Source organism: Streptomyces sp. NPDC051217, from assembly GCF_044455465.1.
In the GTDB taxonomy this organism is placed as follows: domain Bacteria; phylum Actinomycetota; class Actinomycetes; order Streptomycetales; family Streptomycetaceae; genus Streptomyces.
Genome location: NZ_JBITEV010000001.1, coordinates 412,119 through 427,877 on the forward strand (window position 1 = coordinate 412,119; position 15,759 = coordinate 427,877).

Sequence of the window (15,759 nt, forward strand, 5' to 3'; positions counted from 1 at the left end):
AGCGGCGGGTCCGGCCGCGGGTCCGGTCGAGGGGCCCGGACGACGGCCCGGCGGCCGGTGAGTGCGGGAGGAGGCGGGCATGGGGACGACGGGGACGGTGCGTGAAGGGCGCGGCCCCGTACGGTACGGGCCGCTCGCCCCGGACATGGGCCTGCCCGCGCTGCCCGAGCTCGTCGCCGAACTCGCCGCAGCCGCCGGACAGACCTCGCCCGAGGAGCCCGGCGGCGGCCCGGTCCTGCGGGAGGCGGCCTGCGGCTACTGGTCCAGGCGCGGGTTGCCGGCACATCCCCAGGAGGTCGCCGCGGCGGCCGGCGCCCAGCCGCTGCTCCTCGCCCTGCTCGCCGCGCACGGCGGCGACGTCCTGATGCCCCGCCCGCACCCGGCGTCCTGGGCGCCGCAGGCCAGACTCCTCGGCCGGGCCTTCTTTCCGGTGCCGACCCCGGCGGAGTGCGGCGGCGTACCCGATCTGTACGCCCTCCTGGAGACGGTCCGCCGGGTACGGGCCGAGGGCGGTGCCCCACGGCTGCTGCTGCTCTCGATCGCCGACGACCCGACCGGCACAGTCGCGCCGCCCGAGCTTCTCAGGGAGGCGTGCGAGGCCGCCGTCGGCGAGGGCCTGCACATCATCAGCGACGAGACCTGGCGCGACACCCTGCACCGGCCGCACGAGACGGTGCCGCTCAGCCCGGCCGAGATGTGGCCCGACGACGTCACCGTCTTCTCCGACCTGGCGGGCGCGCTCACCCCGGCGTCCTGGCCCGCCGCCGTGGCGCGTTTCCCCGCCACCGAGGTCGGCGCCAGGCGCCGGGCCAGGACGCTGGACCATCTCACCGCGCTGGGCGCGCTCGTCGCGGGGCCGGTCGCCGCCGCTGCCGCCCGCGCGCTGGACGAGCCGCCGGGCGTGACGGCGAGGGTCGCCGCCGCCGCCGCGCTGCACGCGCGCGTGGCCGGGGCCGTACACCACATCGTTCTCACCGCCGGGGCGCTGGCCAGGCCGCCGCGGGCGGGCCGTCATCTGTACGCGGACTTCGGCCCGTTGCGCCGGGGGCTCGCCGCGCGGGGGGTCGGCGACTCCATGGAGCTCGAAGAGTTCCTGGGCGAACGGCTGGGCATACCGGTGCCCGGCGGGCACCGGTTCGGGGACGAACTGGGCGCACTGCGGGTCCGACTCGCCACCGGACCGCTGCTCGGGTCAACCCCGGAGCAGCGGATGGAGTCCCTCACCGATGTGGAGCCCCTGGAATTGCCGCATGTCGCCGAAGCGCTGAGCATTTTGACGGCGGCTCTGGGGGAACCGCCCTGAGCCCACCGGCCGCCGAACCGACCCATCTCCCGGCGTACCGCCCCGACGAACCGCGTCGCACCGCCCTGAACGGAGCTTCGATGACGGAACACACCGATCGGACGGATCCCACCGGACGCGCGCACGGCACCGCCCCCACCCCCTCCCGGGTCACGGCCTCCGAGCGGACCGCCCGGCCCGGCGGCACGCTCCGCCCCCTCGGCGAGGCCGGCCGTCACTGGCCCCGGTCCTTCTCCCACCGGCTCACCACCCCCCTCCCCGGTGTACGCGCGATGGCCCGGCTCGCCAGGGAGGGCGCCGCACGGCCGCGTCCCGGCGCGCTCGACGCCGTACCGCGGCTGCCCGTCGAACGGGGGCCGCTGCCGGCCGTGGACGCCCGCACCGTCGCCGTCACCTGGGCGGGGCACGCGAGTTGGGTGGTCCGTATCGGCGGACTCACCGTCCTGACCGACCCGGTGTGGTCGCGCCGGATCCTCGGCACGCCCGCGCGGGTCACTCCCGTCGGCGTCCGGTGGGAGGAACTGCCGCGCGTCGACGCGGTCGTCATCAGCCACAACCACTACGACCACCTCGACGCGCCCACGCTGCGAAGGCTGCCGAGAAACACCCCGATGTTCGTCCCCGCCGGTCTCGCCCGCTGGTGCAGGCGCCGCCGCTTCACCCAGGTCACGGAGCTGGACTGGTGGGAGGCCGCCGAACTCCCCTGCGGGGACGGCGGTACCGGCACCGTACGGTTCGACTTCGTCCCCGCTCACCACTGGTCCAAGCGCACCCTCACCGACACCTGCCGCTCGCTGTGGGGCGGCTGGGTGCTCACCGACGGGGCGACCGGCCGGCGCGTCTACTTCGCCGGGGACACCGGCTACGGCCACTGGTTCCGGGAGATCGGCGGCCGGTACCCGGACATCGGCCTCGCGCTGCTGCCCATCGGGGCGTACGACCCCCGCTGGTGGCTCAGCGACGTCCACGTGGACCCCGAGGAGGCCGTACAGGCCTGCCAGGACGTCGGCGCGCGGAACATGGCACCCATGCACTGGGCGACGTTCGTGCTCTCGGCCGAGCCCGTGATGGAGCCGCTGGAGCGGGTCAGGGCCGCCTGGGAGCGGACCGGGAGACCGCGCGAGCAGCTGTGGGACCTGCCGGTCGGCGCCTCACGCCTGCTGCCCGTCTGACTCCGCCGGCCCGTCCGCCGCCGTCGGCCGCTCCGTCGGACCCTCCGGCGCGCCCTTCCCGTCCCGCCGCGCGGAGCCGTCCGCGCCCGCGCCCTTGCCGCGCCCCCGCAGCTTGCGCCAGATCGTGGGACTGCCGCTGATCAGCACCGTCAGCGCCACCGCCGCGACCACGCCCTCCCACGGCTCGGCGAAGAGCGAACCACCGAGGATCCCGATCAGCTGGTACGTCGCCGCCCACGCCAGGCACGCCGGCAGCGCGCCCTTGATGAACCGCGTCGTCGGCCACTTGGTGAGCAGGCACGCCAGCATCACCGGAATCCGGCCCGCGGGCACCAGGCGCGAGAGCACCAGTACCGTCACGCCGTGCTCCCGCAGTCTGCGCTGCGTCTGTTCGAGCGTGTCGTCGGAGACCCGCCGCTCCAGCGCCGCCAGCCAGCGCGAGCCGTTCTTCGAGTTGACTCCGCGCCGCCCCAGCCAGTAGAGCGTGATGTCGCCGAGGAACGCCGCGAACGAGGCCACCACGAATATGTACAGCAGCGCGAGTGGCGCCGTCTGATGGAAGGCGACCACGGCCGCCGAACTCACCACCGCGCCCGTCGGCACCACCGGCACCAGCGCCCCCAGCGCCACCAGCAGAAAGAGCGACGGGTAGGTGACGGCCTGCTGCGCGGACTCCGACGGCAGCTGGCTCATGAGCTGGTCGATCACAGGGTGGCCCCCGGCCGCACACTCTCGCCGTGCCGAAGCCGGTGGACGGCGACTCCGGGCGCGCGCCGGGCCGCCTGGCGGACGAACTCGTCGCCGGGTGAATGGAATTCGTGCGGCCGTACGCCGTCCAGGCCGATCGGCCAGAACGTGCCGTAGTGCACCGGCACCGCGGCCTCGGGCGAGAGCCGGGCCAGCGCCTCGGCCGCGCGGTCGGCGTTCAGATGACCGTGGCCCAGATGCGGCCCCCAGCCGCCCACCGGCAGCAGCGCCACATCGACCGTGCCCACGACGTCCGCCATCTCGTCGAAGAGCCCGGTGTCGCCCGCGAAGTACGTCCGGCGCTCACCGCTGATCACATAGCCGAGCGCGGGCGAGCGCTGCGGTCCCACCGGCAGCCGCCGCCCGTCGTGGCAGGCCGGCACCGCCCGTACCCACAGCGGTCCGATCTCCACCTCGTCGCCCGGCTCGACCTCGGTGATCCGCAGGCCGCCGCCGCGTCTGACGGCATCCAGCCGCCGCAGTCCCGGCACCGCCCGCCGCGCGCCGCGCGGCACGATCAGCCGGGTGCCCGGCGCGAGCTTCGCCAGCGACGGCAGATGCAGATGGTCGGAGTGCAGATGCGAGACGAGCACGGCGTCGGCGACCGCTGCCTCCGGCGGCGGTACGTCACCGCGACGACGGCGCAGATGAACCAGCCGGCGCGCGAAGAGCGGATCGGTCAGCACCCGGACACCGGAGTCCTCGACCGTGCAGGTGGCGTGACCCCACCAGGTGATGACATTTCCCAAAGCGGGACCTCAGCTCCGTCCGTATCCGGCTCTCAGCGTACGGCGGCCGGCCGCCGTACGGGCAGCAGGTGGCTCGCGGCCCGTACGGCGCGCGCCCGAGGGCGTGCGCCTGTGGCAGATTCGTGCGCCCGCATGTGCCCGATACGCGCCTCCTTAAGAGGGCTTGATCGGAGTAGGGTCGTCGAACACCGGGGGACAGGGGGCGGCTTCGGGGGACGCGGTCGGGTGCGCTGAGCGGGGGACCAGAGACATGGGCGAGTTACGAGTGGCGGCCATAGCCAGCCTCACCCCGCTCGAAGAGCTCGACCGCGAGCCGTTCCTGGTCGACATCCGCGGCCAGCAGGCGATGTGCGCGCGCTGGGCCGCCGACAAGGGGTACGTCGTCACACGGCAGCTGCTCCTCTACGGGACGCGCTCCGACCACTGCGGGCTCTGGGTCGACGTCGAGGCGGGCGTGATCGACGCCTTCGTCGTCCCCAACGAACGCGTGCTCGACCGGGCGTTCGCGTCCGTGCCCGCCTTCACCGCCGAGTGCGAGCGTCGCGGCGTCCCCCTGGAGACCGCGGGGATGGACGAACCTGTCTACGACGCGACGTCCAAGGCCAAGGTCCACCGCAGGCTCTCCATGCCGACGGCCGGCTACGACGGCTGCTGACCCCGCCCCTGCCTTCCGGACCCCTCTCCTTCAAGAAGACCGGCCCCACCGCCCGCTGTGCGAGGCTGTGGAGCGAGCCCGTGTCGGTGTGCGGGCCCTGGACGTGAGGTGAAAACGCGGTGTTCAAGGGGCGATGGCGGACGGCCGGCAGGGCCCTGATGCGGGTGGTCGTCGTCTGGGCGGTCGCCACACTGACGTTGCTGGCGCTCGCCGGCATCCTGCCCGACTTCCAACTTCAGGGCGCCGACGACAGCCTCACCAGGACGGCGATCACCGCCGCCTGGGGAGCGGGCGCCTTCGGTCTGCTCAGCGCCCTCGTCTGGCCCTTCCTGGTCCGCGCCCTGCTGCTCGTGCCGGCCCTGGTGCTCGGCCTGCTGGTCTTCTTCCTCAACGGGTCACTGTTGCTGGTCGCGCTCAAACTCACCCCCGACGGCGGAGGCGCCGCCAACCCCGAGAACGCCGTCGTGGTCGCCGCCGTCATGTCCGCCGTCGCGTCCGCGACCTCCACGGCCCTCGCCGTACGCGACGACGACGCCTACCGGCGCAGGCTGTCGCGCCTCGCGCAACGCCGCCGGCGCCGCAGTGGTGAGGACAGCGCGCGCCGCGCCTACACGGCGTCGCCCGGCACGCTCTTCCTCCAACTCGACGGTGTCGGGCACCAGGTGCTCCTCGACGCGGTCGCCGACGGCCACATGCCCACCGTCGCCGGCTGGCTCGGGGAGCGCCCGACACACCGGCTCACCCCCTGGCGCACCGACTGGTCCAGCCAGACCGGCGCCAGCCAGCTCGGCATCCTGCACGGCAGCAACCACGATGTCCCCGCCTTCCGTTGGTACGAGAAGGAGAGCGGGCGGATCATGGTCAGCAACCGGCCCGCCAGCGCCGCCGAACTCCAGCGCCGCGCCGTCGAACGCACCCGCGACGCCGGGCTCCTCACCCTCGACGGCGCCAGCCGCGGCAACCTTTTCAGCGGCGGCGCCGACCAGTTGGCGCTCGTCCTGTCGATGGCCGCCCGGCGCGGCAGGTCCACCCGCTCCCGGGCCGGCTACTTCGCGTACTTCACCGACCCGGCCAACGCCGTCCGTACGGCCGGTTCCTTCGTCGCTGAGGTCGGCCGCGAGATAGGCCAGTCCACGCGGGCCCGCGTCCGCGGTGACCGGCCCAGGGTGAGCCGGGGCGGGCTCTACCCCTTCATCCGGGCCTTCGCCACCGTCGTCGAGCGGGACGTCGTGGTCGCGGCCGTCATAGGGGACATGCTGGCCGGGCGCGCCGCCGTCTACGCCGACCTTGTCGCGTACGACGAGGTGGCCCACCACTCGGGACCCCACAGCCGCGACGCCACGCGGGTCCTTCGGCGGCTCGACCGCTCGATCGAGCTGCTGACCAAGGTTGCCGACCACGCGCCCCGCTCGTACCGGCTCGTGCTCCTCTCCGACCACGGCCAGAGCCCCGGCGAAACGTTCCTGGGCGTGTACGGGCTCACGCTCCGGGACCTCGTACGGGCAGGCTGCGGGTTGCCCGTGCCGCGCCGCGCGGTGCGCACGAAGAGCGGCGCGGAGGCGCGGGACGCGGCACGTGACGCCGTACGCACGGCCCTCCACCGCCCCGTCGAGGCGGGCCACGAGGGCGAGGCCGACGAGAAGCGGTCGGCGCGGGGGTCCGACCCGATCGTGCTGGCCTCCGGGAATCTGGGGCTGATCTCCTTCCCCGACGTCCCGGACCGGATGAGCCGCGAGCAGATAGACGAACGCCACCCCGCGCTGCTGCGGACCCTCGCCAACCATCCGGGCATCGGCTTCCTCCTCGTACGCAGCGAGGCGAACGGTTCTGTGGTGCTCGGCCCCGCCGGGGCGGAGATCCCCGTCGCCAAGCTGGACGACACGGGGCTGCTGGCCACGATGGGGCCGGGCGCCGCCGACGCGGTCCGGCGCACCGACACCTTCCCGCATGTCGCGGACATCATGGTCAACTCGATGTACGACCCGGCGACGGGCCGGGTGCACGCGTTCGAGGAGCAGATCGGCTCCCACGGAGGACTCGGCGGGGAGCAGTCCAACGCCTTCCTGCTGTCGCCCCTGACCCTGCCCGCGCCGGTCCCCGGCGACGGGGCGCTGGTGGGCGCGGAGCAGGTCCACGCGGTGCTGAAGCACTGGCTGTACGACGGCCTCGGACCGCAGGTCCCCCTCGGTCCGACACCGGCGACGGGCACCGCTCCCCAGGAGGAGACGCCCTAGGTGTGTCCTCCGTGCCGGCCCTCCGTGAGGGAGGACTTCCTGCACGGGTCGGCGTAACGCGTGTCCCCCGTGAGTGCGGTTCTCGGCCTCCCGGCGGGCACGGCGGCGCGCGCGGGCACAGGATGCACGATCAGGAGGTCGTGCCGAGTGAACAGCGCCCCGGAACCGCACAGTGCCCGTCCCGCCGCGGCGGGACGGTCGGCCGTGCGTCTGGCCACGCTGCTGGTGCTCTGCACCCTCCTGGGGATGTCGCTCGACCCCTGTGCGTCGGCCGCGCGCGGAGCGGAACCCCGCCCGGCCGTGTCGACCGTGCCCGAGCCCGTGGGGGAGGGCCATCACGACACCGCGATGGCCGCCCAGCCCGCGTCGGCGAGGGCCCGACGCGGAGCGGGCCCGGGTCCCCGGACCGGCCGCCGGGCGCCCCGCCCTCCGTACGGAGGAGCTTTCGCCGCGTCGAGGAAGGGACCGGTCGCGCCGCCGGCCGCCCGCTGTGTGGTGCTGCGCTGCTGAGAGGTCCGGCACGTCCGTGTGCCTGTCGACCCTGTCGACCCTGTCGACCTCATCAGCCGGCCAACCCCCATCGCACCGCGAGGACACAGCCATGCCCATCGACCCGTTCGCCGTACTCAACGCCCTTCTGCGCGCCGAGGCGGCGCGCTCCAGCGAGCACGAGGCCAAGGCCCCGACGACCCCTTCCACCACACCCGCTCCCGCCCCGTCCCGGCCCTCCGAGCCCCGCCGGGACGCCCGCGACAGGTCCTGACCCCTGACCTGACGTGACCGGACCGGTCCACCGGGTCCGCCCGGCGGACCGGTCCGTCCTCAGCCCAGCGCCGACATCAGATATTTCGCCGTCGCCGGATCGGCCGGCAGGAACGTCTCGATCGCCAGCTCGGCCACCGTCACATCCATCGGTGTGTTGAACGTCGAGATGGACGACAGGAAGGTCAGCACCTGGCCCCCGTGCTCGATCCGCAGCGGCAGCGCGAAGTTCCCGAGCGCGAAAGCCGCCGCGTCACCGGCGTCCCCGCCCCCGTCCCCGCCCTCGGCGCCGTCCGACTCCTCGCGCCCCTCCGGCGGGGGATACGCGGCGACCTCCTCGTACAGCGCCCGCAGCGCGTCGGAGCGGTCGAGCGCGATCTGCCGCTCCATCTGGTCCAGCAGATGCGCGCGCCACTGCCGGAAATTACGGATGCGCCCCGCGGCCCCTTCCGGATGCAGGATGACCCTCATCGCGTTCACCGGCGGCACCAGCAGATGCTCGGGCACGCCTTCCATGATCAGGGCGAGGCCCCGGTTGGCAGCCACCAGGGTGTACGTGCCGTCGACGACGAGCGCCGGATACGGCTCGTACCCCCGCAGCAGGCGCTCCAGCGCCTCCCGCACCATCGCCATCGACGGGTCGTCCATCGCGGTCTCGGAGAAGCGCGGCGCGTAACCGGCCGCCAGCAGCAGGGCGTTGCGCTCGCGCACCGGTACGTCCAGATGCTCCGAGAGCCGCAGGATCATCTCCTCGCTCGGACGGGACCTGCCCGTCTCCACGAAGCTGATGTGGCGGGCCGACGAGCCGGCGCGCAGGGCCAGCTCCAGCTGACTGATCCGGCGCTGTTCACGCCAGCTTCTCAGCCGCGGCCCGACCCCGGTCCCCGACGTGCGAGATGTCATACGTGGACGGTAGCCGGACCTGAAGGACGCCCGCGCCCGTCCCGTCTTCTGCGGGCTGTCCTCAGGTGGGGCAATCTGGTGGGTAGAGGGCAGAACGGGCGGCTGTCGTTTGCTGTCGTCGCCCTCGGGCACCCGGAAAGTCCACCGTCCGCCCGTCCGCCCGTCCGCCCGTCCGCCGCATCCGGTCGCATCCGGTGAGGAGTGACATGCGTAGCGAACTTCTGACAGAACTGGGGCAGCAGCTCAGGGTCGACTCGGTCCGCGCCGCCGACATGGCGGGGTCCGGACATCCGACCTCGTCGATGTCCGCCGCCGACCTCGGCGCCGTCCTGCTGGCCAACCACCTTAACTACGACTTCGACCGGCCCGACCACCCGGGGAACGACCGGCTGGTCTTCTCCAAGGGCCACGCGTCGCCGCTGCTGTACTCCATGTACCTGGCGGCGGGTGCGATCGACGAGGCGGAGTTCCACACCTACCGCCGGGAGGGCAGCAGGCTCGAAGGCCACCCCACGCCCCGGCTGCCCTGGGTGGACGTCGCGACCGGCTCGCTCGGTCAGGGCCTGCCGCTGGGCGTCGGGATGGCGCTCGCCGGGCAGCGGCTCGGCAAGGTCCCGTACCGGGTCTGGGTGCTCTGCGGCGACAGCGAGATGGCCGAGGGATCGATCTGGGAGGCCGCCGAACACGCCGGGCACGAGCATCTCGACTCGCTGACGCTGATCGTGGACGTGAACCGGCTCGGCCAGCGCGGCCCCACCCGGCACGAGCACGACCTCGCCGCGTACAGCCGCAGGCTGCACGCCTTCGGCTGGCACACCATCGAGGTCGACGGCCATGACATCGACGCGATCGAAGCGGCCTACGACGAGGCCCGCTCGACCCTCGGGGAGCCGACGGCGATCATCGCCGCCACCATGAAGGGCCGGGGCGTCGCCTCCGTCGAGGACCGCGAGGGCATGCACGGCAAGCCCCTCCCGGACGCGGCGGCCGCCATCGAGGAACTGGGCGGCCGGCGGTCCATGCGGGTCGAGGTGCGCAAGCCCACGACGACCGCCACCGACGCCCACCCCGGCGTCGGGCATCTGAACCTGCCGCGCTTCGACGAGGGCGACCAGATCGCCACCCGTGACGCGTACGGGCAGGCGCTGACGGCACTCGGTTTCGCGCGTGGCGACATCGTGGCGCTCGACGGGGAGGTCGGCGACTCGACCCGTACCGAGTTCTTCTCGAAGGAGCACCCCGAGCGTTACTTCGAGTGCTACATCGCCGAGCAGCAGCTGGTGGCCGCCGCCGTCGGCATGCAGGCCTGCGGGCAGATCCCCTACGTCTCGACCTTCGCGGCCTTCCTGACGCGGGCGCACGACTTCCTGCGGATGGCCACGATCGGCGGGGCGTCGATCAGCGTCGTCGGCTCGCACTCCGGTGTCTCGATCGGCCAGGACGGGCCGTCCCAGATGGGGCTCGAAGACCTCGCCATGTTCCGTGCCCTGCACGGCAGTACGGTGCTCCAGCCGTGCGACGCGAACCAGACGACCCGGCTCGTCGCCGCGATGGCCGAGCTGGAGGGCATCAGCTATCTGCGCACCCTGCGCGGCAGGACACCGGTGATCTACGGCGCCGACGAGCAGTTCCCGGTCGGCGGCAGCAAGGTGCTCCGGCGCACCATCGACGACCGGATGACGCTCGTCGGCTCCGGGATCACCGTCCACGAGTGCCTGAAGGCGGCCGACCTGCTCGCCGAGGAAGGCATCACGGTGCGGGTCATCGACATGTACTCGATCAAGCCGGCCGACGAGGTGACCCTCCAGGTCGCCGCGGCCGACACCGGCTGTCTGATCACGGTCGAGGACCACCACCCGCAGGGCGGTCTCGGCGACGCCGTCGCCGAGGTCTTCTCCGACGGCCGGCCCGCGCCCCGGATGGTGCGGCTCGGCGTACGGGATGTGCCGGGGTCCGCGACCCCCGCCGAGCAGCTGCGCGCCGCCGGAATCGACGCCGATTCGATCGCCGCCGCCGTGAAGCTCCTGACGGGAACGGCGATGGTGCGCTGACGCGGACCGCGAGCGAGCGGCCGAAGCGGGCAAGTACCCGAAACGAGCGCTCACCCGCAGCGGGTGAGCGGACCGAGAGGATGTGAGAAGCATGCGCGCGGCGTTTCTGATGGCAGCCGAGGGCATCGAACAGGTCGAGCTGACCGAGCCGTGGCAGGCGGTGCTCGACGCGGGCGGTGAGCCCGTACTGATCTCGACGAAGCCGGGCACGGTGCAGGCGTTCGACCACCTCGACAAGGCCGACACCTTCCCGGTGGACGCGACCGTCGCCGACAGCTCCGTGGACAATTTCGACGGCCTGATCCTGCCCGGCGGGGTGGCCAACCCCGATCTCCTGCGACTGGACAAGGGGGCCGTCGCCTTCGCGAAGAGCTTCTTCGACGCCGGGAAGCCGGTGGCGGCGATCTGCCACGCCCCGTGGACGCTGGTGGAGGCCGATGTCGTACGCGGCAGGACGATGACCTCCTGGCCGAGCCTGCGCACCGACATCCGCAACGCGGGCGGCACCTGGGTAGATCAGCAGGTCCAGATCTGCACCGACGGACCGAACACCCTCGTCACCAGCCGGAAGCCCGACGATCTCAAGGCTTTCAACTCGGCCTTCCTCGACGTTTTCGACAGCTGACAACAGCCACGGAACGTGTCCGTTTGCGGACAACGGGTGATCGGCGCACGATGATGGGCAAGGCCCGCGGGACGGCGGAGAACCGCCGTCCCGCGGGCCGAGACGTCGCCGAGCAAGCAGGTCCTGCCGGGCCGGCTTCGGGAATCGGGAGAAGAGCATGCTTCTGCCGGACAAGGCCGGGCTCGCCCAGCTGCTGCGCCGCTACCGGACCTGGGAGCAGCTGGTCCTGCAAGAGCCGCACAACCCGGTGCGACGGCGGCGCCTGGACGACGTCGCCTACACCCTGTGCGTGCTGATGGGGCACCGCACCGCCCACGAGGCGATCCGTGCGGCGGAGTCGTATCTCGGCAGAGGCCCGCGTGGCGACCGCGGTCTGCGGGGCCAGGGAATTCTGCGCAACCGTCGTCGCGACAGCAGCCGCAGAGAAAGGACGTGAACGGTCATGGCCGAATTCCTCACCGACATCAAGAAGATTCGCGACCGCGCCCGCCAGGAGATCGACAAGGGCCCGGTGACGGACGCCTACGGGGCGGACGTCGGGCGGGTCATCCAGGTGCTGAACGAGGCGCTGGCCACCGAGATCGTCTGCACGCTGCGCTACAAGAGGCATTACTACACGGCGACCGGGCTCTACGCGGAGCCGGTCGCCGCCGAATTCCTGGAACACGCGGGGGACGAGCAGGCGCACGCCGACAAGCTGGCCGAGCGGATCGTGCAACTCGGCGGTGAGCCCGACTTCAACCCCGACACCCTCACCAACCGCTCGCACGCGGAGTACGACGAGAGCCTGGACCTGATCGAGATGATCAAGGAGGACCTGGTGGCCGAGCGGGTGGCCATCACGTCGTACACGGAGATCGCCCAGTGGCTGGGGGCGGGCGACCCGACCACGCGCCGGGTCTTCGAGGATCTGCTCGCACAGGAGGAGGAGCACGCGGACGATCTGCGTGCGTTGCTGGAGCGGCTTCCGCGCAGCGTGACGCCCTGACGGGGGTGCGGCCGGACCGGGGAGAACGGCACCGGAGGAACCGCCGGGCCCGGGAAACGGCACCGCCGCCGGCCGGAAGGCACTCAAGTGCCTTCCGGCCGACGGCGGTTCTGCGTCCGTCGGCGGTCGGGTCCGCCGTCCGTCGGCAGTCGTCAGCGGTGGTCGCGCGGGGGTCAGTTCCCCACGGCGCGGCGCTTGCGCGCGGCCCACGTGATGCCCGCACCGGCCACGAGTATGACGGCGGCGGCGCCCGCGATCAGCGGCGTGGTGCTGGAGGAACCCGTCTCGGCGAGGTCGTCACCGGCGGGGCTCGGCTGCGAGGAGGGAACGGCCGCCGCGGCGGTCGTCTTGCTCGGCTCGGGCGTGGCCTCGGTCGGCGTGGGCTCGGGCTCGTCCGACGGCGGAGTCGTCGACGGCGTGGGCTCGGGCTCGTTGCCCTCGCAGACCGGAGCGGTCTTCGTGTCGTCGAGCGAACCGTCGTTGCCCGAACCGTCCTTCACCACGAGGTGGAGCGTGAGCTCCTTGTCGTGCTCGGGCAGTTCGATCTTCTTGTGGAACTCTCCACCGAACTTCTCGGTGGCCAGCAGTTCCTTGCCGTCGACACTCAGGGTCACCGTGTTCTCGGCGTCGGCGGTGTAGTTGACGAGATCGACGCTCACCTCCGAGCAGGTCACGGCCCAGGCCGGGGTGTGCGCCACCGCCGGAGCGGCGAAGAGGCCGACGCCGAGCGCACCCGCCGCCGCGACCGTCACGAGCGCCCCGGGGCGTCGCCACGATCTGTTGAATACAGTCACTGAATCCTCCGCGTTCACTTCGCCGCCGGATGACGGCGCGCGCGCACAGTATCGCCACTCGGGACCGACTCCCCACGCGCCCCTATGGACTTGACCGTCTCATGGGGCTGTTGTGCCCGAAATCGGTGCGCGCGCCACTTTGCTCGCTCCGGCCCCCTTGCCGCGCCCTTGCCTCGTTTGTAACTTGGCGCGGATGCTTCGCTGGAAGCGCTTTCTGCGTGGTGGCGCCGTCTGTCCGAGCCGTACCGTCCGAGCCGATGAGGTGAGCGGGATGCCCAAGCCCGGAACAACAGGGAGAAGACGACTGGCCGTTGCGGCGGGGGTGCTTCTCATGGCGCTTCTCGTGCCGCCCGCCTCCGCGCGTGAGGACGGGCCGATCGCCGATCCGCTGCCCGACCCGACACTCTCCGAAGTTGGCCTGGTTCTTGACGAGTTCTCGACGCTGCCCAAGTCGGAGCCGGTGCCGCCGCCGACCGACGACCGGCTCAAGCGCTGGGCCCGCATCAACTTCATCGGTGAAGTCCCCGACGGAACGGGCCGGTTGTACGTCCCCGATCTCAACGGCAAGCTGTATCTGCTGGACAGCGCGGGCACGCCCACCGAGTACCTGGACGTCGGCACGGAGGCCGGCCCCGACTTCTGGTCCCACCAGGGGCTCGGCAGCGGCTTCGGATTCGTCGCGTTCCACCCGGAGTTCGCTGACAACGGCACGTTCTACACCGTCCACACCGAGGCCAGGGACGCGCTCCGCAAGCGCCCGGACCTGCCGTCCGGCGGAGTCACGGTCGTCCACAGCGTGGTCACCGAGTGGACCGCCGACGACCCGGCCGCCACGGCCTTCACCGGTTCGCGCCGCGAGGTGATGCGCCTCGGTTTCCAGGGCACGATCCACGACATCCAGGAGATCAACTTCAACCCCCGCGCCCGCCCCGGGGACGAGGACTACGGGCTGCTCTACATCGCCGCCGGTGACGGCGGAGCGGGCTGGCGCAGCTCGGTGCCGCAGGATCTGTACGTCCCGCAGGGCAAGATCCTGCGCATCGACCCGGCCGGCGACAACGGCCCCGGCGGCAAGTACGGCATCCCCCCGTCCAACCCCTTCGTCGACCGGCAGTACGTGCTCGGCGAGATCTACGCGTACGGCTTCCGCGACCCGCACCGGTTCAGCTGGGACTCCGGCGGCAGCGGGCAGATGTTCGTGGGAAGCATCGGGGAGCACCGCATCGAGTCCGTGTACGACGTCAGGGCCGGTGACAATCTCGGCTGGAGCGACCGGGAGGGGCCCTTCGAGTACCGCAAGGAGGGGAACCCGACCTGTGGTGTCTACCAACTCCCGGACAACGACGAGCAGTACGGCTACACCTATCCGGTCGCGGCCTTCGACCACGTACCGCCACCGGACACACCGTGCGCGGACAGCGGCAACGCGCTGATCGGCGGCTTCGTCTACCGGGGCGCCGAGATCCCGGCGCTGCGGGGCAAGTACGTCTACGGCGAAGGTGTCGGCGGCCGGATCTTCTACTCCGACGTGGCGGACATGCGCCGTGGCGGGCCGCTCGCCGAGGTCCACCAGTTCAGGGTCCTCGACGCGGCCGGAGCGACGACCTCGATGGCGGAGCTGGCCGGGGACGACCGCGTCGACCTGCGGTTCGGTACGGACCGCGCCGGGGAGCTGTACGTCCTCGCGAAGGCCAACGGCAAGATCTGGAAGGTGACCGATGCGCGCTGACACGCCGGGGCGCCGGCTCGCCCCGACTCTCGCCCTGGCCACGACGCTGCTGGTGACGGCCTTCGCGCCGGCCGTTGAGCCGGTGGTCGTTGAGCCGGTGGTCGGGACCGCCGACGCCGCTTCACGTGTGCCGCGCCCCGTCGCCGCCTACGACTTCGAGCACCCCGTCTCCGGTGACCCGGCCCGCGAGCGCGACCGGGGCCGCTCCGGCACCACGCTCGAACTCGTCAACGGCGGCGCCCAGTCACGGGTCAGGGACGACGAGCGGCGCGGCAAGGTCCTGCGAACGCGCCAGGTCTCGCCCACGACCACGGGTAACGACGACTGGAAGGCCGGCGTGTACGGCCCACAGGGGGTGCCGACCCTGAGCGCCTTCAACGGAGCGCGGCAGGCCACCTTCATGGGCTGGTTCAGGATGACCGGCGAGAATCCCGCACCGAACTCGGGCACCCCCGACCCGGACGACCGTTACCAGGCGATCGGCCTCGCCGGGATCCTCTCGGGCACCTCGCAGGGCCACGACGTACGCGCCCTGCTCGAACTCATCACCGTCGACGGGGAGATGAAGGTCGTCGCCCTCGGGCGCCGGGTGGACGGCGGGAGTTCACAGACGTTCGCCGCCGACGCCGACTGGCGGCGGATCCTGCCGCCCGGCACCTGGGTGTCCCTCGCCGCCACCTTCGACTTCGACACCGGCACGATGGCGCTGTACCGCGACGGCCGCCCGCTGCCCGGCCGGTACGTCGTGCCCGGCGACCCCTGGGCGGTGGACGGGCCGCCGGAGCCCGACGCCGCGTCGCCCACCGATCCGCGCGGCATCAAGATCGGCGGCAGCTATCCGCAGAACACCCAGGAGGGCAACCCCTGCGACTGCCGGATGGACGACCTGCTGTTCTTCGACCGGGCGCTCACGCCCGCCGAGATCATGTCGCAGTACCGGCGGACGCGAGGATAATGGGGCAGGGCCTGTCTTTCGGATGGCCTCAGGGGAAACACAGGGCAATCAGTGGCATGAGGGTATGAGAAGTCGGGTGACCGTCGTCCGCC

At 72.3% G+C, this 15,759-nt stretch carries 16 protein-coding genes; 12 read left to right on the plus strand and 4 right to left on the minus strand.

Going from position 1 to position 15,759, the window contains the following annotated elements:
• Positions 1-79 precede the first annotated feature (79 nt).
• Positions 80-1,303 (plus strand): aminotransferase class I/II-fold pyridoxal phosphate-dependent enzyme, encoded by a 1,224-nt coding sequence (locus tag ACIBBB_RS02005; protein ID WP_398977721.1) that lies wholly within the window; start codon positions 80-82, stop codon positions 1,301-1,303.
• 80 nt (positions 1,304-1,383) lie between these two features.
• Entirely contained in the window at positions 1,384-2,475 is a 1,092-nt protein-coding gene (locus ACIBBB_RS02010; protein ID WP_398977723.1) for an MBL fold metallo-hydrolase, read from the plus strand.
• Here the strand turns inward: ACIBBB_RS02010 and ACIBBB_RS02015 are convergent.
• Positions 2,455-3,168 (minus strand): DedA family protein, encoded by a 714-nt coding sequence (locus tag ACIBBB_RS02015; RefSeq protein ID WP_398977725.1) that lies wholly within the window; start codon positions 3,166-3,168, stop codon positions 2,455-2,457. The two genes, ACIBBB_RS02010 and ACIBBB_RS02015, sit on opposite strands and share 21 nt — an antisense overlap.
• Before the next feature lie 11 nt (positions 3,169-3,179).
• A complete protein-coding gene (locus ACIBBB_RS02020) occupies positions 3,180-3,971 on the minus strand; it encodes an MBL fold metallo-hydrolase (protein WP_398977728.1) in 792 nt (263 codons plus the stop codon).
• A 250-nt stretch (positions 3,972-4,221) separates the two neighbouring features.
• Here ACIBBB_RS02020 and ACIBBB_RS02025 point away from each other — a divergent pair, with 250 nt between their 5' ends.
• The 4 genes from ACIBBB_RS02025 (at position 4,222) to ACIBBB_RS02040 (ending at position 7,623) form a co-directional block, all read left to right on the plus strand.
• Entirely contained in the window at positions 4,222-4,626 is a 405-nt protein-coding gene (locus ACIBBB_RS02025) for a hypothetical protein (protein ID WP_398977730.1), read from the plus strand.
• Between the two features lie 158 nt (positions 4,627-4,784).
• Positions 4,785-6,860, plus strand: a complete 2,076-nt coding sequence (locus ACIBBB_RS02030) for a phage holin family protein (protein ID WP_398978779.1) — start codon at positions 4,785-4,787, stop codon at positions 6,858-6,860.
• Between the two features lie 147 nt (positions 6,861-7,007).
• On the plus strand, positions 7,008-7,370 hold the full coding sequence (locus ACIBBB_RS02035; protein WP_398977732.1) for a hypothetical protein: 363 nt from the start codon (positions 7,008-7,010) through the stop codon (positions 7,368-7,370).
• Between the two features lie 91 nt (positions 7,371-7,461).
• Complete coding sequence (locus ACIBBB_RS02040) at positions 7,462-7,623, plus strand: hypothetical protein (RefSeq protein ID WP_398977733.1); 162 nt, start codon at positions 7,462-7,464, stop codon at positions 7,621-7,623.
• 59 nt (positions 7,624-7,682) lie between these two features.
• On the opposite strand, the gene ACIBBB_RS02045 is transcribed toward ACIBBB_RS02040, so the two are convergent.
• Complete coding sequence (locus ACIBBB_RS02045; RefSeq protein ID WP_398977735.1) at positions 7,683-8,525, minus strand: helix-turn-helix domain-containing protein; 843 nt, start codon at positions 8,523-8,525, stop codon at positions 7,683-7,685.
• 206 nt (positions 8,526-8,731) lie between these two features.
• On the opposite strand from ACIBBB_RS02045, the gene ACIBBB_RS02050 reads away from it, so the two are divergent.
• The 4 genes from ACIBBB_RS02050 (at position 8,732) to ACIBBB_RS02065 (ending at position 12,189) form a co-directional block, all read left to right on the plus strand.
• Positions 8,732-10,576 carry a transketolase gene (locus ACIBBB_RS02050; RefSeq protein ID WP_398977736.1) on the plus strand — a complete coding sequence of 615 codons (1,845 nt, stop codon included), beginning with the start codon at positions 8,732-8,734 and terminating at the stop codon, positions 10,574-10,576.
• A 91-nt stretch (positions 10,577-10,667) separates the two neighbouring features.
• Positions 10,668-11,201, plus strand: a complete 534-nt coding sequence (locus tag ACIBBB_RS02055; RefSeq protein ID WP_398977738.1) for a type 1 glutamine amidotransferase domain-containing protein — start codon at positions 10,668-10,670, stop codon at positions 11,199-11,201.
• A gap of 157 nt (positions 11,202-11,358) precedes the next feature.
• Entirely contained in the window at positions 11,359-11,637 is a 279-nt protein-coding gene (locus tag ACIBBB_RS02060) for a DUF5133 domain-containing protein (RefSeq protein WP_398977740.1), read from the plus strand.
• A 6-nt stretch (positions 11,638-11,643) separates the two neighbouring features.
• Positions 11,644-12,189: a bacterioferritin gene (locus ACIBBB_RS02065; RefSeq protein WP_398977742.1), complete on the plus strand. Its 546-nt coding sequence runs from the start codon at positions 11,644-11,646 to the stop codon at positions 12,187-12,189.
• Positions 12,190-12,362: 173 nt separating this feature from the next.
• On the opposite strand, the gene ACIBBB_RS02070 is transcribed toward ACIBBB_RS02065, so the two are convergent.
• Positions 12,363-12,983 carry an LAETG motif-containing sortase-dependent surface protein gene (locus tag ACIBBB_RS02070; RefSeq protein WP_398977744.1) on the minus strand — a complete coding sequence of 207 codons (621 nt, stop codon included), beginning with the start codon at positions 12,981-12,983 and terminating at the stop codon, positions 12,363-12,365.
• A 331-nt stretch (positions 12,984-13,314) separates the two neighbouring features.
• On the opposite strand from ACIBBB_RS02070, the gene ACIBBB_RS02075 reads away from it, so the two are divergent.
• Together ACIBBB_RS02075 and ACIBBB_RS02080 are read left to right on the plus strand one after the other, a co-directional pair.
• Positions 13,315-14,712, plus strand: a complete 1,398-nt coding sequence (locus ACIBBB_RS02075; RefSeq protein WP_398977746.1) for a PQQ-dependent sugar dehydrogenase — start codon at positions 13,315-13,317, stop codon at positions 14,710-14,712.
• Positions 14,702-15,667, plus strand: a complete 966-nt coding sequence (locus ACIBBB_RS02080; protein ID WP_398977748.1) for a LamG-like jellyroll fold domain-containing protein — start codon at positions 14,702-14,704, stop codon at positions 15,665-15,667. The genes ACIBBB_RS02075 and ACIBBB_RS02080 overlap by 11 nt, the downstream gene beginning before the upstream one ends.
• The last annotated feature ends 92 nt before the right edge of the window (positions 15,668-15,759 follow it).

What these genes read in the sequence shown, in the direction of transcription:
- ACIBBB_RS02005 (WP_398977721.1), top strand. Translation starts at nt 80, where the DNA reads ATGGGGACGACGGGGACGGTGCGTGAAGGGCGCGGCCCCGTACGGTAC.
- ACIBBB_RS02045 (WP_398977735.1), bottom strand. Translation starts at nt 8,525, where the DNA reads ATGACATCTCGCACGTCGGGGACCGGGGTCGGGCCGCGGCTGAGAAGC.
- ACIBBB_RS02015 (WP_398977725.1), bottom strand. Translation starts at nt 3,168, where the DNA reads ATGAGCCAGCTGCCGTCGGAGTCCGCGCAGCAGGCCGTCACCTACCCG.
- ACIBBB_RS02065 (WP_398977742.1), top strand. Translation starts at nt 11,644, where the DNA reads ATGGCCGAATTCCTCACCGACATCAAGAAGATTCGCGACCGCGCCCGC.
- ACIBBB_RS02075 (WP_398977746.1), top strand. Translation starts at nt 13,315, where the DNA reads ATGGCGCTTCTCGTGCCGCCCGCCTCCGCGCGTGAGGACGGGCCGATC.
- ACIBBB_RS02030 (WP_398978779.1), top strand. Translation starts at nt 4,785, where the DNA reads ATGCGGGTGGTCGTCGTCTGGGCGGTCGCCACACTGACGTTGCTGGCG.
- ACIBBB_RS02010 (WP_398977723.1), top strand. Translation starts at nt 1,384, where the DNA reads ATGACGGAACACACCGATCGGACGGATCCCACCGGACGCGCGCACGGC.
- ACIBBB_RS02025 (WP_398977730.1), top strand. Translation starts at nt 4,222, where the DNA reads ATGGGCGAGTTACGAGTGGCGGCCATAGCCAGCCTCACCCCGCTCGAA.
- ACIBBB_RS02050 (WP_398977736.1), top strand. Translation starts at nt 8,732, where the DNA reads ATGCGTAGCGAACTTCTGACAGAACTGGGGCAGCAGCTCAGGGTCGAC.
- ACIBBB_RS02080 (WP_398977748.1), top strand. Translation starts at nt 14,702, where the DNA reads ATGCGCGCTGACACGCCGGGGCGCCGGCTCGCCCCGACTCTCGCCCTG.
- ACIBBB_RS02055 (WP_398977738.1), top strand. Translation starts at nt 10,668, where the DNA reads ATGCGCGCGGCGTTTCTGATGGCAGCCGAGGGCATCGAACAGGTCGAG.
- ACIBBB_RS02060 (WP_398977740.1), top strand. Translation starts at nt 11,359, where the DNA reads ATGCTTCTGCCGGACAAGGCCGGGCTCGCCCAGCTGCTGCGCCGCTAC.
- ACIBBB_RS02040 (WP_398977733.1), top strand. Translation starts at nt 7,462, where the DNA reads ATGCCCATCGACCCGTTCGCCGTACTCAACGCCCTTCTGCGCGCCGAG.